Raw genomic sequence first — 23,826 nt, 5'->3', positions numbered from 1 at the left:
GCCTCTGTGGTGAGGGGATTTATCCCCGATATCCTGCGCAGCAGGCCCAAAGTCTTCAAGCTGGGGCTGCTTCGCATCCCATCGGGGATAAATCCCCTCACCACAAATCATCTCCTCGTCTCCTCACTGTTCGGCATTGCGGCTATGTCGATAATCGCTTACCGCCTCATACACCGCTTTGCGCAAGCGGTTGATTCCGCCGATCGGCCGATGCGCCTCTATACCAAACCACGGATTGAACGACAGGTTGTCACACGCCAGATTCAAAGCCGGCGTGTCGAAGTCCTGCGCAGGCAGGGTGATCCGCGCCACGCTTTCAAACGCTGAATCCTGCTCGCGCCATTCGATACTGGTGTCCTCAATGGGCATGTACTTGTTCGCATCCTGACGCTGAATCTGCAGCACAAAACACGCCGGCACCCGATCCGTGGACAATTGCTGATTCAACGCACTGCGCAGGAAATTCGGCAGGTCGTGATTCTGCGGGGGCAGGGTGTAGGCCGGGCAGTTGTCCGGATCCGGCGCAACGCGAAACTTGGCATTGGCCTCGCCAAATTTGTAAGGCGATACCGAAAAGTAGGTGGTCGCGGTCGGGCTGTTCGGGGGTGGCGACAGGGTTGCCAGGGCGATGAACAAATGGCGGATCTGCCAGCTGCGTGGATCCCAGGCGGGGAAAAACGCCATGATCTTTTTGCCGTCAGCCTGAGCGGCCACATTCTGACGATACTCGGCGACATCGCTGACAAAGAAATTCGGGTGGCTGAACATCACAAAATCTTGCTCATGGCGTTCTTGACGGTCGCCGAGCAATGGTCTGCCAGGTACATCGAGCAGTTTGATGGCCATGCCCCGGGCGTCGCGGATGCCGTCGAACTGCGGATAGGCGTTGCCATTGGACAGGCGAATCATCGCCTGCCAGGTTTTGCCCGATTCGCTGAAAACCCCTTGGCGCAGCGCTGGTGTCAGTTCCGGCAGTACCGTCACTTCGGCTTTCACGCAACCATGGGCCTTGGCATGCGCGTCGCGCAGGTAACGCGTGCCTTCGCGGTGTTGATCGACAATGCGTACGGCGGTCTGGATCACGTCTTGGGTCATCGCCGCTTCACCGACGGGAATCTGTTCCTGCGCCGACACCGGGCCGCGGTGTTGCCAGGCGAACCATGCGCAGGCAAAGGCCCAGCCCAGCAGACCGATCACCAATAAAGCCAGCAGGGTTTTGCCCAGCAGTCGTCCCAGCCACAGCCAGATGCGGGCGAGAAGGGATGGTTTTTTATACGAGTTGATCATCATGGCAATTGCGCCTCCAGCGGTCCGCCCAGCACTTTCAGGTACTCCAGCAAGGCCCAGCGTTCTTCTGGTTGCAGCAGTCGACCGATCACGCCATTACCCCGTTCGCCAGCGCGGAACTCATGGCCGCTGTTGTGGTTGCCGGTGATCCGCGTGTCGAACAAAAAGCCGTTGGTGAAGGCTTCGGTGCGATAGCCCAGATGGCGCGGGTCGTATTCGAACGTGCCTTTATAGAAGGTGGTGGCGCGTTCATCCTGCGGCGACAGCAACTGATAAAGGCTCGGCACCGAACCGTTGTGCAGAAACGGCGCGGTGGCCCAGACACCGGCCAATGGCCTGGCCTTGTAGGCAAGTTTTTCGCGTACGCCGATCGGCAGGCCGAAACCATCGAGTTGCGGTTTCTCCTGCGCGGTGACGCCAGCCTCGCGATAGGCACGGTTTTCGACGAACGCGGTGACATAGGCCAGGCCCTTGGCCACCGATAGCTGGCTCAGATCCAGTGGTTCGGTGGGCTTCGGATGCAGTTTCACATCCATCTGCTCCAGTTCCTTCAGGTTCCACTGCAGCGGCGTCAGGTCGAAACGGTGGTTGGCAATCTTGGTTGCGGCATTCGGATCGGTGCCGATCACCTCCACTGGCAACATGTGCAAGTGCTGCACCCAGCGCTCGCCCTCCTGAGTCTGGCGTGGCACGTGGCAACCGGCGCAGTTTTCGGCAAACAGCGCTCGCCCCTTGGCGGCCAGCGGTTTGTCGATAGCACCCAGCACATCCTCCGGCCAGGCGGGTGGTTGCAGGCGTTGCAGGGTTTCTTCGATCTTGTGCAGATCACGCACGCGCACACTCGACGCATAACGCGCGTCGCCTTGCAGTGGCTGGCCGTTGCTGTCGAAGAAATTCAACGTGGCGCCGACGCCCAGTGCCTCGCCAATGTTGCGCGCCATCGGTTGCTGCGCCGAGCCGTTCCATTGCACCCAGTCGAAGGTCCACATGTCCCACAGCTGCGGGTAGTCCACCGGGGCGTCGGCCACGCGGTAGTTGCTGGGGGAGATCGCGTCGCCGAAGGTGGCGTTGGCGATGCGGCCGAAGGCATCGGTGCGTCCCGGGCCTTCCTCGGTCGGGTAGAGGCCGCGATGAGTGTCGTTCCAGGCGACTTTGAGGAAGGTGTTCAGCGACTCCTTGAAGTCCTTGCGCAGTTGCTCGTGGCGCAGGTCGTAGTCGTTGCCCAGCACAGTGCGAGCGAAACGTTCGAACTTCCACGGGTTGTAGTAGGTCGAGGTCAGACTGGCGACCAATGCCTGTCCGAAACTGCCACCGCGCAAGGTAGGAACGCTGGAAGGCAAGACATGTTGCGCCGAACCGCCGTCAATCCGCACGGCCTGGCCGTTGAAGCGCAATTCGCCGGTGTGGCAGGCGGCGCAGGTGATATCGAGATATTGCTCGGTGCCACCGGGATTCGCGTGGCGGGCAAAGCCGACCGGCAGGTTGCCGGGGTTGTTCGGCGTGGCTTTCTGCTGTGGATCGACCAGAAAACCGAAGCGTGCGAGGTATTCCGGGGACGCGAAACGCTGCTGTGAGAAGGGCAGCTCCAGCGCTTCAAACCATTCATAGCGCAGGCCTTTGACCTGCGTGCCCTGCGGCGTGAAGTAGTAGATCTGACGTTGTTCCTCACTCCACTGCTGCAGGTAATGCACCTGTTGGGCCGGGGTATGGAAGGGCAGTTTCGGGTTGGCGACGTAGTACAGAATCACGGCCAGGACCAAGCCCAGCAGTACCACGATCAGAGTCAGCACACGGAATAAGAGGCGCAAGATAAACATCCTTGTCGAGTTGTTGCGCTGTTATGCCTCAGCTGTTGCAGGTGCGGCAAGTGGCCATTACGCCAACAGTCGTAGGAAGTCCCACCAGTCCTTGTCAGCTCCAGATGACAGAAGCTTCATCGTCCCTTGGCCCGAATGCGTTTTAATCCCTGAACTTATCAGACATTTCCTGCTCTCATGCCGGTAGCCATTGGTCGTGGCGGCCTGATAAGCTCGCGGCTTTACTCGATTGCCCTTTCGGCGCATGAACAAGGAAATAGCATGAAACAGCATCGGTTGGCGGCGGCGGTAGCCCTGGTTAGCCTGGTCCTCGCGGGTTGTGATTCGCAGACCAGCGTAGAGCTGAAAACCCCGGCGCAAAAAGCTTCCTACGGTATCGGCCTGAACATGGGCAAGAGCCTTGCTCAGGAAGGCATGGATGATCTGGACTCCAAAGCGGTAGCCCAGGGCATCGAAGATGCCGTCGGCAAGAAAGAACAGAAGCTGAAAGATGAAGAACTGGTCGAAGCCTTCGCCGCACTGCAAAAGCGTGCTGAAGAGCGCATGGCCAAGATGAGCGAAGAGTCGGCAGCTGCCGGCAAGAAATTCCTCGAAGAAAACGGCAAGAAGCCTGGTGTCACCACCACTGCTTCCGGTCTGCAGTACGAAGTGGTCAAGAAAGCCGACGGCCCACAGCCCAAGCCTACCGACGTAGTGACTGTTCACTACACTGGCAAGCTGACCAACGGCACCGTGTTCGACAGCTCGGTTGAACGTGGCAGCCCGATCGATCTGCCGGTCAGCGGCGTGATCCCGGGTTGGGTTGAAGGTCTGCAACTGATGCACGTTGGCGAGAAGTACAAACTGTACATCCCTAGCGATCTGGCTTACGGCGCGCAATCGCCAAGCCCGGCAATCCCGGCCAACTCGGTTCTGGTCTTCGACCTGGAACTGCTGGCCATCAAGGATCCAGCCAAAGAAGACGCTGCCGCCAAGTAATCGGCTGTAGCTTCGAAGACAACGCCTCGCTTATGCGGGGCGTTGTTGCATCTGGACGATGCTGGCGGTAAACAGAGCGAACGGATGGCGCTAACAGCAGTCCTAGAGTTTGAGGCTGCCAGCGCTAGACGCCCTGAGCCGCCAAGTCAATGAAATATTGGGGTTTTTTATGTGAGTAAAAAACGCCCGATCTGAGCGCGGCCCTTATAAAACGGGGCTTTCAGCGCTGAAATGCAGCTCTGTTCACAAGGTTATCCACAATTTGTGTGGATAACATTTCAACGGGAGAAATAGATGAAAGCGCCGTGGAATTTCGCCCGATTTCTGCCCCTCGCCGGTCGATTGCTGGCGCGTGGTCGTCTGCCGACCCTGTTGTTCGCCGTGGCGAGCAAAGGAGCGGCGCAAGGCAATCGGCTTGGCAAACTCAAGGATGATCTGCGTTTGCTGCAGGCGTTGTGTCTGGCTTACTGGCGTGGCGAATACCGGACAATCAGCCCGAAAGCTATCGTCTCGGTGGTGGCGGGTCTGATGTACTTCCTCAGCCCGGTGGATGCGATTCCGGATTTCATCCCTGTGTTCGGTATGCTCGATGACATCGCCGTTCTGGCCTGGCTGATGAAAACCCTCGATGATGAGCTCAATGCTTTTCGGCTCTGGCGCAACCGGCAGCAGCCGGAAAAACTTGCGGTGGTCGAACGTCTGCCCGACACCCCCGAGCAACTTCAGCTTCAGGGCCCGAAAAAGCCCTGATTCACTCCCCCTGCAGACAGATAGATACCCCCCGCGACCTTGGCCGCTGTTAGGATTACACTTCTAGGGAAAAGTGCCGACTCGCTAAGTGTTGTTGTCCTACGGGGTAGTCATGGATATTCAGATAATTGCACGCGATGGCGAACCCGAGTATGCGGTTCTGCCATGGGTCCAGTATCAGGCTCTACTGAAAGCAGCAGGCATCAATGAAACACCGCAGCAGCAGGCGCCAACGCCCGCTGTCGCAACGCCGGACCCGATTCTTCCAGGTCTGGATCAACTACGCAGTTTGCGCGAAGGGAAGGGTATCGCCATTGAGGCGCTAGCCCGCACGGTAGGCATCAGCCCGTCTTATCTGGCCATGATCGAAAGTGGCGAGCGTCAGCCTGACGCCGCGATTCGCCGCAGCCTGGCCTGGGAACTGACGGTGCCCGGTTGGAGGGATGAATCGTGAGCGTACGCATCAGTCGTCAACATTGGGACGGATTGCTGGGGGAGCTGGATCAGGCGCGCAGGCAGCGCCATCTGTTGACCTATCGAGCCTTGCTCGAACGTTTGCAACTGCCGACGCCGGCGATGCAGACGCTGACCGCGGCACTTGAGCATCTGGCCGCACTGGATGCCAAGGCCGAGCAGCCATTGCGCAGTTCGCTGGTGATCAGCCAGGGTGCCAGCCGTTTGCCACGTACCGGTTTTTTTGAGTGTGTCGAACGTCTGGGGCGCTTTTCCGGGCCATCCGATGGTGTCGCGGCTGCCTCCTGGCATGCGTCGGAAGTGGTCAGGGTGTTCGAATACGAGTACCCGGAATCGGCGGAGGCCTGAGTGTTCTTGCGACTCAAGGCGTCGGCAAATTACTGGTTGGCCCGTAGGCTGTTTCACTGGTCGTGGTTTGTCCGCCAGCCCAGAGGCTGGCGCTGGCTCGAAGGGCAGTTTGCGCGCATGGCCAATCTCGGCGATGTCCGCGCGCAAAGCTTTTATGGGCACATTCTGACGTTTCGCGGGGTTGGCCTGGGTGCCCGCGAAGAGGGTGTGCGGCTGTTGCGTCTGGCGGCGCTCGCCGGTGATGGCAAAGCGGCTTATCAGGTCGGCGTGATCAGCTTGGCCGGTACGCCGAGCAAAGCGCCGGATCCGGCCGAAGCGGCACGCTGGTGGACGCTGGCGGCCAAGGCCGGTCACCCGTTGGCCGAGCTCAAACTCAAAGAGTTGAGCGCTCGGGATTAAACCCGGTAAATCATTTTGTATCGCTCGATAAACGTGGCGTGAGGGAAACTTCACGCCACGTTTGCGTTTATCGCCATACGTTTTGTAGTAATTAGTCTTTTGCAGATTAGTCCTACAGTAAACGCCTACTCGCCTGACTTCTTTCATGATTGATCCCCCGCAAAGTCCCCGCGCCTAATTTTTGCGCGAGGGAACGCTCATGTTTGACCCGGTTTTTCATTCCACCCCGCATCGTCGCGTGCGCTGATGGAAGCCGTCAGCCGTATCGAGCAGGAACTCGACAGCTTCCCTGACACCCTCAACCTCTATCGCCAGCAGCTTGAACATTGGTTCAGCAAGGCGGCCGACCAGGTCAGCCACGCGGCGGATCTGCCGTCGCTGATGGGCATGGAGCGGGTCATCCGCTTCGGCGATCGCCTCACCGCGGTCAGCACGGGCGACAGTGAGTTTTCCTCCAGCGTCGTGCAGTGCCCGGAAAGCGGGGTGCTGGCGATCGAGAGCAAATTCGAGTCGGTGTACGACATTCCGCTGGGCGGCATCGTGGTGGATGTGGTGGCGGTGGGTGATGGCCAAATCTCCCCCGTCGCACTTGATGCGCAAGGCCGGGGAACATTCACCGGTACGCCAGGCAAGTTCTATCGCGTGCAGGTGCACAGCGACGTTACCCCGGAGCAGATCGAGGCGCTGTTCCAGTCCTACGACGGCTTGACTGGCGAGCTGGATGGCTGGCTGCGCAGCGAATGGCAGGAGTTCAAGCCGCAGTGGTCGCAGTCGGTGGCGACGGCGGCGGGTAACGGCATGCTCGCCGGGAGTTGGGCGGCGATTGAGGGGGTGTGGGACAGCATCGGCATGCTGTCGGAGATTCTGCAGGACCCCGGCAAGTTTGCTGAGCGATTGGGGCGTGGTGCGGAGGATCTGATCGAGCTGGCGAAAACCGCTCCGGATGTGATGCAGAAATTGCAGCTGCTGGTCAGCGATGAAGCGGCGCTGTGTTTGCTGCTGCGCAGTGCGAGTCTCTGGCTGGAGATGCTGCCACCCAGCCAGATCGCCGGCAAAACCGCAGAAACGGCGTCGATGATGATCGTGCAGGTGCTGATCGATGTGCTGATCGGCGTTGTGTTGACATTCGTCGGGGCCGGCGCCGGGATCGCTTATCTGACGCTACGCCTGGCGGATCGCGCCGCCCAGATTCTTTCGGTTGTGAAGCGCCTGGTCAAGTCGATTTTCGGCATCGTCAACACGTTCATCCATTACGTCGACCAGTACAAAACTGTCGCCGCGCGGGGCATTGCCGCCGGAGTGAAAAAGGGCCGCATGCAACTGCGCTGGGATGCGAAACGCAATGCCGCTCTGAAGAAAAACGAGCATCACGATAACGCCCCCGATCAAGCGAAAAACCCCAACGGTGACAGCGCCGATTGCGCGCCGCTGACCTGTACCAACGGCTGTCCGGTGTCGATGGTCACTGGCGAAGAACTGCTGACCCTGACCGACGGCACGCTCGATGGCTTGTTGCCGTTCGAGTTCACCCGCTTGTACCGCACCAGCGCGGTGGAGATCGATGTCGGGCTGGGGTTTGGCTGGAGCCATTCACTGGCGCATCGGCTGGAGTTCGATGGCGATGCGGTGGTCTGGGTCGATCACGAGAACCGCCGCACGCGGTTTCCGTTGCCCGGTGTTGAGCGGCCGGCGATTCACAACAGCCTGTCGCGGGCGGCGATTTTTCTCGGGGATGAACCGGAAGAACTGATTCTCGCGCTGGCGGGGGATGTGGCGCGGTTTTATCACTTTCGCGCCGGGCGGTTGGTGGCAATCAGTGATGCGTATGGCAATCGGCTGACGGTGCATCGCGATTTTTCCGAGCGTGTGCAGCGCCTGGATAACGGGGCCGGGCGGTCGTTGTTGTTGCGCTATGACCGGGCGCATCTGGCCGCGGTTGATTACCAGGTGCTTGAGGCTGATGGCTGGCGCACCGAGCAAACGCTGGTCAGTTATTGCTACGACGCCCGTCAGCGGTTGTTGGCTGCGACCAACGCGGTCGGTGACAGCGAGCGTTACGACTACGACGATCAGCACGTCATCCTGCAGCGGCAACTGACCGGCGGCGCGAGCTTTTTCTGGGAATGGGAACGCTCGGGCAAGTCGGCGCGTTGCGTGCGCCATTGGGCCTCGTTCGCGCAGATGAACACGCGGTATGTCTGGGACGACGACGGTCGTGTCACGGTGCATTACGTCGATGGCACCGAAGAAACCTACGTCCACGATGACAGCGCACGGCTGGTGCGCAAGGTCGAGGCCGATGGCGGTGAGCACCTCAAGGCTTATGACGATCAGGGTCGACTGATCGCCGAGCAGGATCCGCTGGGCGCGGTCACCGAGTATCGCTACGACGACGTCGGACGGCTGATTGCGCTGCTTCCGCCGGACGATGAGCCAACGTCCTACGAGTATCGCAACGGTTTCCTGCACAGCCGTTCTCGCGGCGAGGCGGTGTGGACGTTTCGGCGCAACGCCGAGGGCGATGTCACCGAGGCCGTGGATCCCGATGGTCAAGTTACCCATTACTACTACGACACGCGCGGGCAGTTGCTGTCGATCCGCTATCCGGACAGCAGCCGGCACAAGTTGTTGTGGAATGACCTCGGCCAACTGACCGAGGAAACCCTGCCCGACGGTGGTGTGCGGCGCTTTTCCTACGATGCGCTGGGGCGACGGACGACCACTTGCGACGAACACGGTGCGATCACTCGCCAGCAGTGGGACGCCGTTGGCCGACTGGTACAGACGACCTTTCCTACGGGGGCTACCCGCGCTTATAGCTACGGCGCCTACGGCCAGGTCACTGCCGAGCGCGACGAACTCGGGCACATCACCCGCTACGAGTATGACGACGACCTGCATCTGGTCTCGCGCAAGATCAATCCCGATGGCACGCGGGTGCAGTATCGCTACGACCATGCGCAGTTGTTGCTCACGGAAATCGAGAACGAGTCCGGGGAAAAATATCACCTGGACTACACGCCGAGCGGATTGATCCGACAGGAAACCGGCTTCGACGGCCGGCGCACCGCCTACGCCTACGACCGCAACGGGCACCTGCTGGAGAAGACCGAGTTCGGCGATGACGGCTCGACGCTGGTCACCGCCTACGCGCGTGATGCGGCCGGGCGTCTGCTGCTCAAGACCCTGCCCGACGGGGTGCAGGTGGCTTACCGCTACGACCGCCTGGGCCGTTTGACCGGGGTCGATGACGGCCAGCAACATCCGCTGGCCTTTGAATACGACCGGCAGGATCGGCTGATCACCGAGCACCAGGGCTGGGGCACCCTGCGTTATGCCTATGACGCCTGCGGCCAGCTCAAACGCCAGCGTCTGCCGGACAACAGCAAGCTCGATTTCCACTACGCCAAGGGCGGCGCGCTGACCGCCATCGATCTTAATGGCACGCGGCTGAGCAGCCACGTCTACCAATCCGGTCGCGAACAACAACGGCAACAGGGCCTGCTGCGCAGCGACTATGCCTACGATGATCAGGGCCGTTTGTTGGCCCACGCTGTAGGCCATCAGCACGACTCGCTGTATCGCCGCGATTATGCCTACAGCGCCAACGGCAATCTTGAGCACATTGCCGACAGCCGCCACGGCCAGCGCACCTATGGCTATGACGCCCTCGACCGCTTGATCCGCGTCCGTCACTCGCGCGACGAACTGCCGGAATCCTTCGCCCACGATCCGGCCGGCAACCTGCTGATGCAGGACCGCCCCGGCCCCACGCGGATCAAGGGCAACCGCCTGCTGATGCAGGGCGACCGCCATTACGACTACGACGCCTTCGGCAACCTGATCCGAGAACGTCGTGGCCGCGATCAACTTCTGATCACCGAATACCGCTACGACTGCCAGCACCGCCTGATCGGCCTGACCCGCCCCGACGGCCAAACCGCGTCCTACCAATACGACGCCTTCGGCCGACGCATCCGCAAAACCGTCGACGGCCAGACCACCGAATTTTTCTGGCAAGGCGACCACCTCGTCGCCGAAAGCAGCAAAACCCGCCACCGCAGCTACGTCTACGAACCCGGCACTTTCCGTCCCCTGGCGCTGCTCGACGGCAAAGGCCCGAAACGCGCCTGCCCGTTCTACTACCAACTCGACCACCTCGGAACCCCGCAGGAACTCACCGATTACAGCGGCGAAATCGTCTGGTCGGCGCAATACGACGCCTACGGCAAGGTCGCGGCGATCACTCTGGCCGGCGAGGACTACCTGGACCAGCCGCTGCGCTTTCAGGGGCAGTATTTCGATGCGGAAAGCGGGCTGCATTACAACCGGCATCGGTATTACGACCCGCGGCTGGGGCGGTATCTGACGCCGGATCCCATCAAGTTGGCGGGTGGGTTGAATCAGTACCAGTACGTGCCGAATCCGACGGGGTGGGTGGATCCGTTGGGGTTGAGCTCCAATTGTCCGCCGCCGAAGAAACCGGGTTGTACGGTGCCGGGTGATGTAAATGGCGCTAAGGTTGATGAGGGTGAGCCAGCGCTGCCGAAGATGACGGCGCAAGAGCGGAGGGCGAGGGTTGATGAACTAGCCGAGGAAAATGCAAAGCGGCGTGTTAGTGAGTATGAAAAAATTTATGACATGCACACTGTGAAAAAACATAGTTCGGAAATTTCTGATCCAGCTCTCAAACAGCGAGCGATCAATGGAGCGGATCCTCATACCGGTGAGGTCCCGAAAGGTGCCAAAGGTAATCCAAGCTCTCAGTTTCATAGCTGGCGCATGCATTTGGGTGCCTTGAATAAAGCGATGACGAAGGATAAAAACGGTTTGATTCGGCATACAGGAAAGGATCAGAAGAAAAATCCAATAGTTAGGTTGGAACTGCCTGGAGCTGGGCGCGGTTACAGACCCAATAAAAAAGATTCACAAAATCCGGGGCTTAATGAGGATATGAATTGGTTTGAGTTTAAATTCGACAAAGTGAATACGCAGGAGCCTTTTACGGGCTTCCCCGCGGAGGGAAAATGATGCTGAAAGACCCATTTTTAAATGAACGCTTCGAACCTGACTTAATGTGGTTTGTTGGGATATTTGATGTTTATGATAGAGAGGAGACCAAGGGTGTAGAACTCGAGGCTTATGATCCGAATGATCAAGCTGATAGAAGTATGCTAATAAAAAAGTATTGCTTGAATCAGCCTTATCTATCACATAGGCATAAATTGGTTCTCATTGAAAATCTAGAGGCGGTGCTTAAGGATCCAAACTTCGATTTTCAAGCTATATTTGAAATAGATGAATGCGAGACAAACAGTTGGCCGCGTGAGGAATGGTATTCATTAGAAAGTCCACGTGGGTTTTTTCAAGATGTCTATCAGCTAGCGACAGAAATCTGGAAAGAGGATCTGTTGATGGCTGCAAGTGAAGATAAATCGGCTTGGTAAACTAAAAATCAAGTCAACGTTGTACGCTAAGTTGCAATCGATGTAGATCGGCAGAGGCGAGACTATCAATCAGATGCACGCTATACCCCGGAACATTCTTAGCATGATGCTTCGCCTGCGAAGCCATTTCCGCAAGTTGATTGGCGTCCAGTTGTGCGCAGGCTTCGGGGTGCAGGTGGACCACGCCAATCGATAGCGACAGCAGCGGAAACTCTTGACGAATGCCTTGCCGATTCGGGGCAATGAAGCAGCCAGCTTCAAGATGCTCAGGGCGATAGAAGCGCCGGCATTGGCTCTGGAAGTCGTCGAGCAGTTGATTGAGGCGTTTGCGCCAGTCCTCCGGGCCGAGGACGAGGAGGAAGTCGTCGCCGCCGATGTGGCCGACGAAGTCGCGGGATGGGTCGACGCGTTCGTTCAGGCATTGCGCCAGGCACAGCAGAACTTCGTCACCACGGCCGTAGCCGTAGATGTCGTTGAAGGGTTTGAAGCTGTCGATGTCGACGTAGCAGATGATCGATTCGCGGCCCTGTTGCAGCAGGCGGGTCAGGCATTGCTGGATCGGCACGTTGCCGGGCAGCAGGGTCAGCGGGTTGGCGTAGCGCGCCTGCTGGATTTTCAGTTCGGTGATCAGTTTGAGTACATCGATCACCCGACCGAGGCCGAGATAACCGCCGTTGAGGGTGATGATGAAATCTTCTTCGATGCGCTGCCGGGCGCGACTGGTGATCAGGCGGCTGACCTGTTGCAGCGACTGGCTCATTTCCACGGCGAGGAAGTCGTCGTTCATCAGGCGGCTGATCGGTTTGCGTGCGAACAGGTCGGTGGCGAACGGTTTGAGCAGCGCGTCGGACAACGAATGGCGATGGACGATGCCGCACGGCTGGCCCTGTTCGTCGAGCACCGCCAGTGAGTTCAGATTGGCTTGGCGGCGGAAGGCCTCCAACACCGTGGCGGTCGGTGTGTCGCGATGCACCGCGGGTTGCTCGTTGAGCAGGGCGCTGAGGTCGCTGCCTTCGTCGTTCAACGCCACGGTGCTGCTGTCGTGTTTCGGCATCAGGGCCCGCGCATCGCGGGGTGGATGTTCCTGAGGACGGCCGAGCAGGTAACCCTGCACCAGATCGACGCCCATCTCGGTCAGCACCGCCAGTTCTTCCGGCAACTCTATGCCCTCGGCAATCACCTGCGCCCGCGAGGCCTTGGCGATTTGCAGGATCGAGCCGACGAACTCGCGTTTCAGCGCATCCTGATGAATGCCGTCGATGAAGTGCCGGTCGATCTTCACGTAATCCGGGCGCAGCTCCGACCACAGACGCAAGCTCGAATAACCGGCACCCAAGTCATCCAGCGCAATCGAAAAGCCCATCGCGCGGTAGTGATGCAGCGCGGTCTGCAGCAACTGGAAATCGTCGATCGGCGTCTGTTCGGTGAGTTCGATCACCACCTGGCTGGGTGGAATGCCGAAGTCCTGCAACAGTTGCAGAGTCCGTCCCGGTTGGTGCGCGGCTTCGAGCAGGGACTCCGGGGATACGTTGAGAAACAGCTTGCCCGGCAGTTGCTGTTCGTTGAAACGACGGCAGGCAGACTGGCGGCAGGCAATTTCCAGTTCACTCAAGCGGCCGGCTTGACGCGCCACGGCGAACAACGCGATAGGCGAGTGCAGAGGGCTGTTGGACGGGCCGCGGGTGAGGGCTTCGTAGCCGAGAATGCGACGCTCGGAGAGACAGATGATCGGCTGGAACAGACTGTGCAAACCGCTTTGAGTCAGGATCGAGCTCAAGGCACTCAGCTGTTCGGTCGTGGTCATGGCAATCTCTGGCGATAAAAAAAGGACTGGGAGCGTTCTCGATGAAGAGAGCCGCTCCCAGTCCTTTATTGCACGACAGAATGATGACTGTTTGATGACGATCCGGGGAGCGTCAGCACTAAATTGCCATCATCTTACTTCTTGGCCACCTGATTGCTCAGCTTCAGGTAATCCAGCAGGACGCGCCCGGTCTCGCTCAGGTAGGCGTCGTCCTCTGGTTTGACCTTGTCCGGCTCGGCCGCCGCAAGTGCGTCGTCGTCTTCTTTCTTCAGCTCTTTGAGCGGCTCTTCGCCTTTGGCTTTGCGACGGATGTTTTCCATCGCCAGTTGCTTGGCATCGATGTCCGCGTGCTGGGCACGGCGTTCGGCTTCGTTGAGGCTGACGGTTTTCTCTTCCATCAGCTTCTGCGCCAGGGCCAGCTTGTCGCGGATGAACACGAACTCGGCATCCTTGGAGCTGCGTGCGTCATGCTCGGATTTGAGCTGCGCCAGGTACGGTTTGAACGGATCGACCGCAGGCTTGATCGCCGCCTTGATGGTGTCCCACGGCATGGCTTCCGGCAGGGCGCTCTCGCCGATTTCCTTGGTGTCGATGATTGACGGGTAGTCGATGTCCGGCAGTACGCCCTGATGCTGGGTGCTCTGCCCGGAAACCCGGTAGAACTTGGCCAGGGTCAGTTTCAGCTCGCCATGGTTCAGCGGCTGAATGGTCTGCACGGTGCCTTTGCCAAAGGTCTGGCCACCGATGATCAATGCGCGATGGTAGTCCTGCATGGCGCCGGCGAAAATCTCCGAAGCCGAGGCGGACAGGCGGTTGACCAGCAGGGCCATCGGGCCTTTGTAGAACGCGCCCGGGTTTTCATCTTCAAGCACGTCGACGCGGCCATCGGCGTTACGCACGAGGACGGTCGGGCCCTTGTCGATGAACAGGCTGGTCAGCTCGGTGGCTTCCTGCAGGGACCCGCCGCCGTTGTTGCGCAGGTCGATGACCACGCCGTCGACTTTCTCTTTCTGCAGTTCGGTCAGCAGTTTCTTGACGTCACGGGTGGTGCTCTTGTAGTCCGGATCACCGGCACGGAACGCCTTGAAGTCGAGGTAGAAGGCCGGGATCTCGATGATGCCGAGCTTGTAGTCCTTGCCGTCCTGTTTCAGGTTCAGCACGGATTTTTTCACCGCCTGGTCTTCAAGCTTCACTGCTTCACGGGTGATCGGCACGATCTTGCTGGTCTGGTCATTCGGCGCATTACTGGCCGGAATCACTTCCAGGCGCACCACGGTGCCTTTCGGGCCGCGGATCAGCTTGACCACTTCGTCGAGGCGCCAGCCCACCACATCGACCATCTCTTTGTTGCCCTGGGCAACGCCGATGATCTTGTCGGCCGGTGCGACCTGCTTGGTCTTGTCGGCCGGACCTGCCGGCACCAGACGCACGACTTTCACTTGATCGTTGTCGCTCTGCAACACGGCGCCGATGCCCTCGAGGGACAGGCTCATGTTGATGTCGAAGTTCTCCGCGTTATCCGGCGACAGATAGTTGGTGTGCGGGTCGTAGGACATGGCGAAGGTGTTGATGTACGCCTGGAAGATGTCTTCCGCGCGGGTCTGGTCCAGACGCGCCAGCTGGTTCTTGTAGCGCTTGGTCAGGGTTTCCTGGATCTGCTTGGAATCCTTGCCGGCAATCTTCTGCCGCAGCACTTCGTCCTTGACGCGTTTGCGCCACAAGTCGTCGAGTTCAGCGGTGGATTTGAGCCAAGGGGCGTCCTTGCGATCGATCAGCAGGGTCTCCTTGGTAGTGAAGTCCATCTTGTCGACGCCCTTGTTCAGCTCCGCAATGGCGAAGTCCAGACGCGCCTTGACGCGGTCCAGATAGCGCTTGTAGATGGTGAACCCGGCGTTGAGGTCGCCGCTTTTGAGGAAGTCGTCGAACTGGGACTTCCACTTGTCGAATTCGGCGATGTCGCTGGCCATGAAGTAGCTGCGCGACGGGTCCAGCAGCTTGATGTAGCTGTCGTAGATGATCACCGAGCGCGCATCGTCGAGCGGCGGCTTGCTGTAGTGGTGACGCTTGAGCAACTCGACGACGTTGAGACTGGCGATCACTTCGTCGCGGTCAGGCTGCAAGTTGTCCCAGCTGTTGGCTGCGAATGTTTTGCCCGACATCGGCAACAGGCCGATACCGATGAAAAGAGCGAGGGCGGTGCTGGGGAGCAAATGCTTCATGCTGATTCGACGCGGGGACAATTGATAACGCATATTAGGCCGTCTTTGAAGTCGCCGGTTCTACGAGAGCCGGTCGCATAATGCAAAAAGCCCGGCGCTACAGCTTCGGGCTCAGTCCAGACTCACTATGGAGGCACTGTGAAGGCATTGCAAGGCGTTGAAGGTCAAGTGGCATGGCTTGAAGAGCCGAGTCCGGCATGTGATGCAGGACAAGTGCGCATTCGCGTGGCGGCGGCGGGCCTGAATCGCGCCGATTTATTACAGAAAGCCGGGCTTTATCCACCACCGCCCGGTGCCAGTCAGGTGCTCGGTCTTGAGTGTTCCGGGGTGATCAGCGAGGTCGGCGCCGGTTCGTCCTGGCAGGTCGGCGACCGCGTCTGCGCCTTGTTGGCCGGGGGCGGGATGGCTGAAGAAGTGGTCGTCGACGGACGGCACGTGCTGCCGGTGCCCGAGGGCGTTTCGTTGATCGAGGCCGCGGCATTACCCGAGGTTTATGCAACGGTCTGGCTGAACGTGTTTCAACTGGCGGCGCTGAAACCCGGCGAAAAGGTTCTCCTGCACGCCGGTGCCAGTGGAATTGGTTCAGCCGCCATTCAGCTGTGCAAGGCGTTCGGCAATCCCTCTTGGGTCAGCGTTGGTTCGGCCGAGCGCTTGGCCTACTGTGAGGCACTGGGCGCCCAGGGCGGCGTGATACGCAGCGATGATCTGGAGAGCCTGCGCGACTTCGGGCCGTTTGACGTGATTCTTGATCCGGTGGGCGGCAATTATGCGGCGCTCAACCTCAAGCTGACGGCGCTGGACGGACGCTGGGTACTGATCGGCCTGATGGGCGGGCGTGAGGCGAAACTGGACCTGGCGCAGGTGCTGGGCAAGCGCGTGCAGTTGCTCGGCTCGACGTTGCGCAGTCGCGACGATCAGTTCAAGGCCGACCTGCTCAGTGACCTGGGACAGCATGTGTGGCCGCTGTTTGCCGAAGGACGGTTGAGCCCGCAACTGGCGAAAACCTTTGCGGTGAAGGATGCCGAAGCGGCGTTTGCCGAGCTGGCGAGCAATACGGTGGCGGGGAAGGTGGTATTGGTGATTGACGACAGCCTGAGCTGATTGGAAGGGCAAGATCAAAAGATCGCAGCCTGCGGCAGCTCCTACAGTGGGAGGGTGTACACCCTGTAGGAGCTGCCGCAGGCTGCGATCTTTGTTTTTACTTCCAGAGATGGATCGGCCAGCCGGCTTTTTCGGCGTGCTCCAGCAGTACCGGATCCGGATTCACCACGTGCGGGAAATCCACCTTCAGCAGCAACGGCAAGTCATTGCGTGAGTCGGAATAGAAGCTCGCGCCTTCCAGATTCTCTTCTTCGGCATCCAGCCATTCCAGCAAGCGAGTGATCTTGCCTTCGCGGTAGGTCAGCGTGCCGACGGTCTGGCCCGTGTAAACACCGTGCGCGACTTCCAGTTCGATGCCGAGAATTTCGTCGATGCCCAGGCGCTCGGCGATCGGTTTGACCAGGTGCGTGCCGGAAGCCGAGATCACCAGAATCCGGTCACCGGCCTTGCGGTGGGCGGCGATGGTTTTGGTCGCGTCGCTGAAGATGATCGGTTCGATGAAGTCTTCGACCCACGGGCCGACCAGATGCTCGACCTCTTCCGGGGTACGGCCGATCATCGGCTCCAGGCTGAACGCCATGAATTCTTCCATGCGCAATTTGCCATGGCTGTAGGCGTCCATCAGTTCGTTGTTCTTGCGCATGAACGACTCGGGATCGACCCAGCCCAGGCGCCCCATCTGCTCGCTCCAGAGGGTGGCGCAGTCGCCGTGGATCAGGGTTTCGTCCAGATCAAAAATTGCCAGGGCCATCAGTGCAGTTCTCTCTTCAACGTCAGCAAAGTCATCAGGCTACCTCACACAGGGCCGTCGGATCGATGGAAAGCGCCAGACGCTGACCGTCGGGATGCAGATCCGCCGCCGAGCGGTTGAGCACGTCCACCACCAGTTCCACGCCGCGCGCTTCGACCCGGTAGCGGATCACGTTGCCGAGCAGGCTGTGGCTGCGGATCTGCGCGTCGAGTTCGCCATTGAGGCTCAGCTCGATGGCTTCCGGGCGAATCGCGATGCGGTGGTTGATCGGCCGTTGCAGCAGCTTCGAGGCGCTGTCGGCGTCGAGCAGGTTGTAGTTGCCGATGAAGCCCGCAGCGAACAGATCCACCGGCGCGGTGTAGAGGGTTTCGGCATCGCCGCTCTGCACGATCTTCCCCTGGTTCATCAGGAAAATCCGGTCGGACATGGTCAGCGCTTCCTCCTGATCGTGGGTGACGAAAATCGTGGTCAGACCGAGTTCGCGCTGGATCTGCCGGATCTGCTCGCGCAGGTGTTTGCGAATCCGCGCATCCAGCGCCGACAGCGGTTCATCCAGCAGCAGTAAGCGTGGGCGAGTCACCAGCGAGCGGGCGAGGGCCACGCGCTGGCACTGACCGCCGGAGAGCTGGTGCGGATAACGGCTGGCGAAATCGTTGAGCTCGACCAGTTTCAGTACTTCGGCGACGCGCTTGTGGCTGTCGTCGGCATTGACCTTTTGCATGCGCAGGCCGAAGGCGACGTTCTGTTCGACGGTCATGTTGGGGAACAGCGCGTAGCTCTGGAACACCATGCCGATCCCGCGTTTCTGCGGGCTCAGCGGCACGATGTCGACGCCATCGAGCAGGATCTTGCCGCCATCCACCGGCGTCAGCCCGGCAATGCAGCGCAGCAGCGTGGACTTGCCGCAACCGGACGGGCCGAGCAGGGTGACGAACTCGCCCTTGTTGATCTCGCAGTTGATGTCGCTGAACACCGTGGTGCCCGCGTAGTTTTTCTTCAGGTTCTGGACGCTGACATAGCTCATTCGCTTTTGTCCTTGTTCAAGATGTTGGCGATCCAGGTCAGGACCAGCACGAAAAAGAAGTACGAGATCACCAGCGCACTGGTGAAGTGGCCGCTGCTGTTGCGCATGTTGTTCAGGTACACCTGCAGGGTTTCGTAGCGCGTGCCGACCAGGATGTTGGCGAACACGAACTCACCGAACAGGAACGAGAACGACAGCAGCAACGCGACCATCAGGCCTTTGCGCAGGTTTGGCAGCACCACCAGAAACGCCGCCTGAAAGGTGCTGGCGCCGAGCAGTTGCGCGGCGTCCATCAGGTCGCGCAGGTTGATCGCCTGCAGGTTGTTGGTGATCGCCCGGTACATGAACGGCAGCGCCACGGTGAAGTAGCAACCGATCAGAATCCACGGCGTGCCGACCATCGCCAGCGGCCCGGAACCATAGAGTTGCAACAGCCCGACCGACGACACCACTGGCGGCACCGCGAAGGGCAGCAGGATCAGGATGTTCATCAGCGCATCGAGTTTCGGGAAGTGGTAATGCACCACGAACAGCAGCGGCAGGATCAGCACCACCGACAGCACCAGCGCGCCGACGCACACCAGCAGCGACTGGCCGAAGGCATGCAGAAAGCGCGGGTCGCTCCACAGCTGGAGGTACCACTTGAAGGTGAAACCGCTGGGCAGGATGGTCGCCGACCAGCTGCTGGCGATCGAGTAGATCAGCGTGCCCACCAGCGGCAGCAGCAGGATCGCGAACAACAGATAAACCACGACGCGGTGATAGACACCGGCCGGGCCGGATTCAGCGCGAGACATGGTAGCTCCTCTTCAACAGCAGTTGATGCACGACGGTGACAATGGTCATCAACGCCACCAGCACCACAGCCAGGGCGCTGGCCAGATTCGGATCCAGCGAAATATCCCCGGAAACCATCGCCGCGATGCGGATCGGCAGCACGTTGAAGTTACCGGTGGTCAAGGCGTACACCGTCGCGTAGGCACCGAGGGCGTTGGCCAGCAGGATCACGAAGGTGCCGAGCAGCGCCGGGGTCAGTACCGGCAGGCCAATGTGGCGCCAGAATTGCCAGCCGTTGGCGCCGAGCAGCGCGGCGGATTCGCGCCAGTCTTCACGCAAGGCGTCGAAGGCCGGGTAGAGCAGCAGCACGCCGAGGGGAATCTGGAAATAGGTGTAGAGGATGATCAGACCGGTTTTCGAATACAGGTTGAAGTCCTGAATGATCCCCGCCTGCTTGAGCATGATGGTGATGCTGCCGTTGAACCCGAGCAGGATGATGAATGCGAAGGCCAGCGGCACACCGGCGAAGTTGCTGGTCATGTTGGCGAAGGCATTCACGAAGTTGCGCAGTTTCGAGTCGACCCGGCGCAATGAATACGCACCGAGCACGGCGATGATGATGCCGAATACGCTCGACCAGAAACTGATCTCGAGGCTGTACTGGATCGCCTGCAGATAGAACTTCGAACTGAAGATCTTGCTGAAGTTGGCAAAGCCCCAGCCGAACTCTTCCGACTGCAGGCTGTTGATCATCACCCAGACCAGCGGGGCGATTTCAAACACGATAAAGAACAGGGCGAACGGCACCAGACACAGGGCCGCCAGCCATTTGCCGCGCGTCATGGCATTCACTTGAGCAGCTCCCGGCACACAGGTTTGTCGTGGGGCACGCCGAGCAGTTCGCAGACGGTGCCGCAGATCTCGGTCTGCTTCGGTGTGGCGTCAGCGTTGAGGCTGAAGGCGTTGCCGAGGACGAACAGCGGCACCTGGCGTTCTTCCGGCAGCAGGCCGTTGTGCGAGCGGTCGTTGTTCATGCCGTGATCGGCAGTCACCAGCACCTGATAACCGGCGTCGAGCCAGCCTTGCAGGTAATCGGCGAGGATGATGTCCGCCGAGCGCGCGCTGTTGCGGTATTGCGCGGAGTCGAGGCCGTGCTTGTGCCCGGCGTCATCGATGTTCATCGGGTGGATCAGCAAAAAATTCGGCGCATGGCGCAGGCGCAGGCTTTCCGCGTCGGCGAACAGGTGCGAATCCGGGTAGTGGTCACTCCAGTAGAAGTGCCCGTGCTGGATCGGTAGCGCTGGATCGTCGGTATGCCGGTCGCGAGCGACCACGAACGGCGAGCGGTTGTACAACTCGCTGACCCAGTGATACGCCGCCGCGGCGGTTTTCAGGCCGGCGTCGCGGGCGTAGTGATAGATGCTGCGCTGGTTGGACAGGCGCGCAACGTTGTTGTGGACGATACCGCTGTCGATCGGCGGTACGCCGGTGAGAATGCATTCGTAAAGCGGTCGGGACAGGGCCGGCAACTCGCACTCCAACTGATAGAGCGCGGCGCGTCCTGCGCCAACGTAAGCCTGCAGATGCCCCATGGCGTGACGCGCGACCTCGTAGTTGAGACCGTCGAGCACGACAAGGATGACGTTGTGCTTCATAGGGGCAAAAACTCCGCGAAAACAGGAAGTGTCAGATTCATTCGGGCGTCCTTGTGGGAGCGAGCTTGCTCGCGAAGGCGTCGTGTCAGCCAACATCAATGTTGAATGAAACACCGCATTCGCGAGCAAGCTCGCTCCCACAGGGATTTCCGGCAATCCCGAAAGTGGGATCTACAGGCTTACTTCATCTCTACGATGACTTCTTCGTTCCACTTCTGCGGCAGGGCCTTGGAGGTTTTTTCCCAGGCGTCAGCGTCCTTGATCGGCGTGACCTTCTTGTACTGCTCGTTCGGCAGCAACTTGGCTTTCACGTCTTCCGGCAGTTGCAGGTGATCGGCGCGGATCGGACGAGCATTGCCGCGAGCGAGGTTGGTCTGGCCGGCGTCGCTGAAGATGTATTCGCGGGTCAGCTTGGCGGCGTTGGGGTTTTTCGCGTATTTGTTGATGATGGTGGTGTAGCCGGAAATCACCGAGCCATCGGACGGGATCAGCACCACGTAGTCATCCGGGTTGGCCATCTTGGCCTTGTAGCTCAGGCCGTTGAAGTCCCAGACCACGCCGACTTCGATCTCGCCTTTTTCCATGGTGGCGATGGTCGGGTTGGCCATCGACAGGCGACCTTGCTTGGCGATGTCTGCAAACAGCAGCAGGGCCGGCTGGATGTTCTTCTCGTCGCCACCATTGGCCAGGGCAGCGGCCAGTACGCCGTTGGCGGCTTGCGCGGCGGTGCTCACGTCACCAATGGAAACCTTGTATTTGCCGCCCTTGAGATCAGCCCATTTGGTTGGGACTTCGGAGCCGTGCAGCAGCTTCTTGTTGACGATGAAGGCGATGGTGCCGGTGTAGGCCAGTGCCCAGTTGCCGTCCTTGTCCTTGGCCCAGTCCGGGACTTGCTCCCAGGTGCTTGGCTTGTACGGTTGCACCACGCCTTGCTTGACCGCGATCGGGCCGAAGGCGGCACCGACGTCGCCGATGTCGGCAGTGGCATTGTCTTTTTCGGCGGCGAACTTGGCGATTTCCTGGGCCGAGCTCATGTCGGTGTCGATGTGTTTCAGGCCATAGGTCTTGGCCAGATCTTCCCAGGTGCCTTTCCAGTTGGCCCAGTCATCGGGCATGCCGACGCTGTTGACGGCGCCTTCCGCTTTCGCAGCGGCTTCGAGGGTTTTCAGGTCGGTACCCGCCGCCATGGCGGAGGTGCACATTGCAATGGTCGAGCCTAACAGTGTTGCCAGGAAAAGCTGTTTCATTCCGAAGCTCCTTGGTCGTGTTCAACGCTGCGATTGCGGTTTGTGTTGGTCTAGGTCAGCAATACCTGAGCCAATTTAAGGGGGCTGGATGACACTTTGATGTCGGCGGTCGCCCGGCAGGCCTTTTATTGGCCCGGTTTCGGCGCTTGCCCGGTAAGCGTAGACCAAGGTCAAAGCCCCGGCGGACAAGGGACTTGGCCGATGTATTGCAAGTCATGAGAGCGACCGTCGGGCGGGTTTGTCATCTCTCGGTCATCTGCACTGCCTAGGCTTGCAACCCATGGAAACGGCTTGCAGGCCGTACGGTTTTTGCCCCGAAACAGTGCTGGTCTAGTCCAGATAGGTAACGTTAATGCGCGATGAGGCAACAAAAGCGGTGACAGCGATTGGTCAGGTGCTGCAGGAGCAACTTGATCACGGTCTGCTCGCGCCCGGGAGCAAGTTGCCGGCCGAGCGCAAGCTCAGTGAGTTGTTCGGCACTACACGGATTACGGTGCGCGAGGCGTTGTTGCAACTGGAGGCGCAGGGGCAGATTTATCGCGAGGAGCGCCGTGGCTGGTTCGTTTCGCCGCCACGTCTGGCATACAACCTGATGCAGCGCAGTCACTTTCACGCGATGGTCAGTGCGCAGGGGCGGGTGCCGTCGACCGAGGTGATTTCGGCGCGGTTGCAGCCGGCGTCGGTGGCGGTGTGTGCATTGTTGCAGTTGCCTGCTTTGTCGAGCGTGATTCAGATTTGTCGGTCGCGGCGGATTGACGGGCGGCTGGTGTTGTATGTCGAGCATTATCTGAATCCGCAGTATTTTCCGGGGATTCTCGAGTTTGATCTGAATCAGTCAATCACCGAGTTGTATGCGCGGCATTACGATTTGCACTATGGGCGGGTGCGGTTCGAGATTGTGCCGACGTCATTGTCGGTGGATGCGGCGGCAGCTTTGCGGGTGTCTGTCGGGAGTCCGGGGTTACGGATTGCTCGGGTCAATTATGATCAGCATGAGCGGTTGATTGATTGTGATCTGGAGTTTTGGCGGCATGATGCGATTCACGTTGGTGTAGATGTTGTTTGAGCGTTTGGCCTTGGCGGCCTCTGGGCCGACCAGGCTGTTGGGTTCTGTGTGAATATCCGTTTCTTCGGGTGCTGCCGCTGACGGTTTCGCTCTTACAGCGAGTCCCTTTGGCAAACGCCCCAAAGGAACCAAAGGTCTGTGCCCTGACGTTCGGCCCGCTCGCTAAAGCTCGGGGTTCCTTCGCTCCGGTATCGATCCGGGCGCATCGCCTCCGGTTTGCTTCGCTGCACCTCCTCTCGATGTGTTCGACTTCGTCGAACGGTCGCTTCGCTCCCACCCCCGGATCAATCCCTCCGCTCAGCCTGCCGACGGGCCGGTGAGTCAAGATCAAGAGCTTTCGGCGAGCTGACACTCGGCCATTTGAGTGGTGAAGAGCCTGCGGTCGGCTTTTGCTTTTCTGTAGGAGTGAGCCTGCTCGCGATGGCGGCCTGAAAGCCGACCAATCACCAACTTCCTGCACTCAATCCAACTGTGGGAGCTGGCCTGCCAGTGGTGGTGACCTCTCAGCCGACCAATCTCCAACAGCCCACACCCAATCCACTGTGGGAGCGAGCTTGCTCGCGATGGCGGCCTGACAGCCGACCAATCTCCAACTGCCTGCACTCAATCCAACTGTGGGAGCTGGCTTGCCAGCGATGGTGGCCTGACAGCCGACCAATCTCTCACTGCCTGCACCCAATCT

Annotated in this window: 19 protein-coding genes; 9 read left to right on the top strand and 10 right to left on the bottom strand. The window is 59.7% G+C overall.

The genetic code is table 11. The features are described from left to right. Positions 1 to 123: 123 nt before the first annotated feature. Entirely contained in the window at positions 124 to 1,290 is a 1,167-nt protein-coding gene (locus ACU680_RS15200) for a catalase family protein (RefSeq protein WP_448179859.1), read from the bottom strand. Continuing rightward, positions 1,287 to 3,095, bottom strand: coding sequence for a di-heme-cytochrome C peroxidase (locus ACU680_RS15195; protein ID WP_448179858.1), 1,809 nt, complete (start codon positions 3,093 to 3,095; stop codon positions 1,287 to 1,289). The genes ACU680_RS15200 and ACU680_RS15195 overlap by 4 nt, the downstream gene beginning before the upstream one ends. Before the next feature lie 270 nt (positions 3,096 to 3,365). Here ACU680_RS15195 and bamJ point away from each other — a divergent pair, with 270 nt between their 5' ends. The 7 genes from bamJ (at position 3,366) to ACU680_RS15160 (ending at position 11,500) form a co-directional block, all read left to right on the top strand. After that, positions 3,366 to 4,082, top strand: a complete 717-nt coding sequence (gene bamJ, locus ACU680_RS15190) for a BamJ family beta-barrel-assembly machinery protein (protein WP_007966725.1) — start codon at positions 3,366 to 3,368, stop codon at positions 4,080 to 4,082. Positions 4,083 to 4,376: 294 nt separating this feature from the next. Continuing rightward, a complete protein-coding gene (locus ACU680_RS15185; RefSeq protein ID WP_007966726.1) occupies positions 4,377 to 4,832 on the top strand; it encodes a YkvA family protein in 456 nt (151 codons plus the stop codon). Positions 4,833 to 4,944: 112 nt separating this feature from the next. After that, positions 4,945 to 5,286 carry a helix-turn-helix domain-containing protein gene (locus ACU680_RS15180; protein WP_007966727.1) on the top strand — a complete coding sequence of 114 codons (342 nt, stop codon included), beginning with the start codon at positions 4,945 to 4,947 and terminating at the stop codon, positions 5,284 to 5,286. Next, complete coding sequence (locus tag ACU680_RS15175; RefSeq protein WP_003223109.1) at positions 5,283 to 5,654, top strand: hypothetical protein; 372 nt, start codon at positions 5,283 to 5,285, stop codon at positions 5,652 to 5,654. Before ACU680_RS15180 ends, ACU680_RS15175 begins: the two co-directional genes overlap by 4 nt. Continuing rightward, complete coding sequence (locus tag ACU680_RS15170; RefSeq protein ID WP_448179857.1) at positions 5,655 to 6,053, top strand: SEL1-like repeat protein; 399 nt, start codon at positions 5,655 to 5,657, stop codon at positions 6,051 to 6,053. It begins immediately after the preceding gene. A 246-nt stretch (positions 6,054 to 6,299) separates the two neighbouring features. Then, the gene (locus ACU680_RS15165) at positions 6,300 to 11,084 is read left to right on the top strand and encodes an RHS repeat-associated core domain-containing protein (protein WP_448179856.1); all 4,785 of its coding nucleotides are present in this window, start codon (positions 6,300 to 6,302) and stop codon (positions 11,082 to 11,084) included. Beyond that, positions 11,081 to 11,500 carry a hypothetical protein gene (locus ACU680_RS15160; RefSeq protein WP_448179855.1) on the top strand — a complete coding sequence of 140 codons (420 nt, stop codon included), beginning with the start codon at positions 11,081 to 11,083 and terminating at the stop codon, positions 11,498 to 11,500. The genes ACU680_RS15165 and ACU680_RS15160 overlap by 4 nt, the downstream gene beginning before the upstream one ends. A 13-nt stretch (positions 11,501 to 11,513) precedes the next feature. On the opposite strand, the gene ACU680_RS15155 is transcribed toward ACU680_RS15160, so the two are convergent. Beyond that, positions 11,514 to 13,304: a bifunctional diguanylate cyclase/phosphodiesterase gene (locus ACU680_RS15155; protein ID WP_448179854.1), complete on the bottom strand. Its 1,791-nt coding sequence runs from the start codon at positions 13,302 to 13,304 to the stop codon at positions 11,514 to 11,516. A 134-nt stretch (positions 13,305 to 13,438) separates the two neighbouring features. After that, positions 13,439 to 15,523: a carboxy terminal-processing peptidase gene (locus ACU680_RS15150; RefSeq protein ID WP_448179853.1), complete on the bottom strand. Its 2,085-nt coding sequence runs from the start codon at positions 15,521 to 15,523 to the stop codon at positions 13,439 to 13,441. A 138-nt stretch (positions 15,524 to 15,661) separates the two neighbouring features. Between ACU680_RS15150 and ACU680_RS15145 the strand changes: the two genes are divergently transcribed. Further along, entirely contained in the window at positions 15,662 to 16,624 is a 963-nt protein-coding gene (locus ACU680_RS15145; RefSeq protein WP_448179852.1) for a zinc-binding dehydrogenase, read from the top strand. Positions 16,625 to 16,721: 97 nt separating this feature from the next. Here ACU680_RS15145 and ACU680_RS15140 read toward each other — a convergent pair whose 3' ends face one another. The 6 genes from ACU680_RS15140 to ACU680_RS15115 form a co-directional block, all read right to left on the bottom strand. After that, a complete protein-coding gene (locus tag ACU680_RS15140; RefSeq protein ID WP_115987783.1) occupies positions 16,722 to 17,375 on the bottom strand; it encodes an HAD family hydrolase in 654 nt (217 codons plus the stop codon). Positions 17,376 to 17,409: 34 nt separating this feature from the next. Next, positions 17,410 to 18,399 (bottom strand): ABC transporter ATP-binding protein, encoded by a 990-nt coding sequence (locus tag ACU680_RS15135; protein ID WP_252144357.1) that lies wholly within the window; start codon positions 18,397 to 18,399, stop codon positions 17,410 to 17,412. Next, positions 18,396 to 19,196, bottom strand: coding sequence for an ABC transporter permease (locus ACU680_RS15130; RefSeq protein ID WP_007965346.1), 801 nt, complete (start codon positions 19,194 to 19,196; stop codon positions 18,396 to 18,398). Before ACU680_RS15130 ends, ACU680_RS15135 begins: the two co-directional genes overlap by 4 nt. Next, a complete protein-coding gene (locus ACU680_RS15125) occupies positions 19,183 to 20,019 on the bottom strand; it encodes an ABC transporter permease (RefSeq protein WP_163005303.1) in 837 nt (278 codons plus the stop codon). The genes ACU680_RS15130 and ACU680_RS15125 overlap by 14 nt, the downstream gene beginning before the upstream one ends. Positions 20,020 to 20,024: 5 nt before the next feature. Further along, entirely contained in the window at positions 20,025 to 20,831 is an 807-nt protein-coding gene (locus ACU680_RS15120) for an alkaline phosphatase family protein (protein WP_448179851.1), read from the bottom strand. 179 nt (positions 20,832 to 21,010) lie between these two features. Then, positions 21,011 to 22,078 (bottom strand): ABC transporter substrate-binding protein, encoded by a 1,068-nt coding sequence (locus ACU680_RS15115; protein ID WP_400762874.1) that lies wholly within the window; start codon positions 22,076 to 22,078, stop codon positions 21,011 to 21,013. A gap of 352 nt (positions 22,079 to 22,430) precedes the next feature. Here ACU680_RS15115 and ACU680_RS15110 point away from each other — a divergent pair, with 352 nt between their 5' ends. Beyond that, positions 22,431 to 23,144, top strand: a complete 714-nt coding sequence (locus ACU680_RS15110) for a UTRA domain-containing protein (protein WP_400762872.1) — start codon at positions 22,431 to 22,433, stop codon at positions 23,142 to 23,144. Positions 23,145 to 23,826 lie beyond the last annotated feature (682 nt).

Source organism: Pseudomonas sp. LF020 (assembly GCF_053456425.1).
The sequence above is the reverse complement of the archived record's forward strand: the minus strand, read 5'-3'. Positions and strand labels throughout refer to the sequence as shown.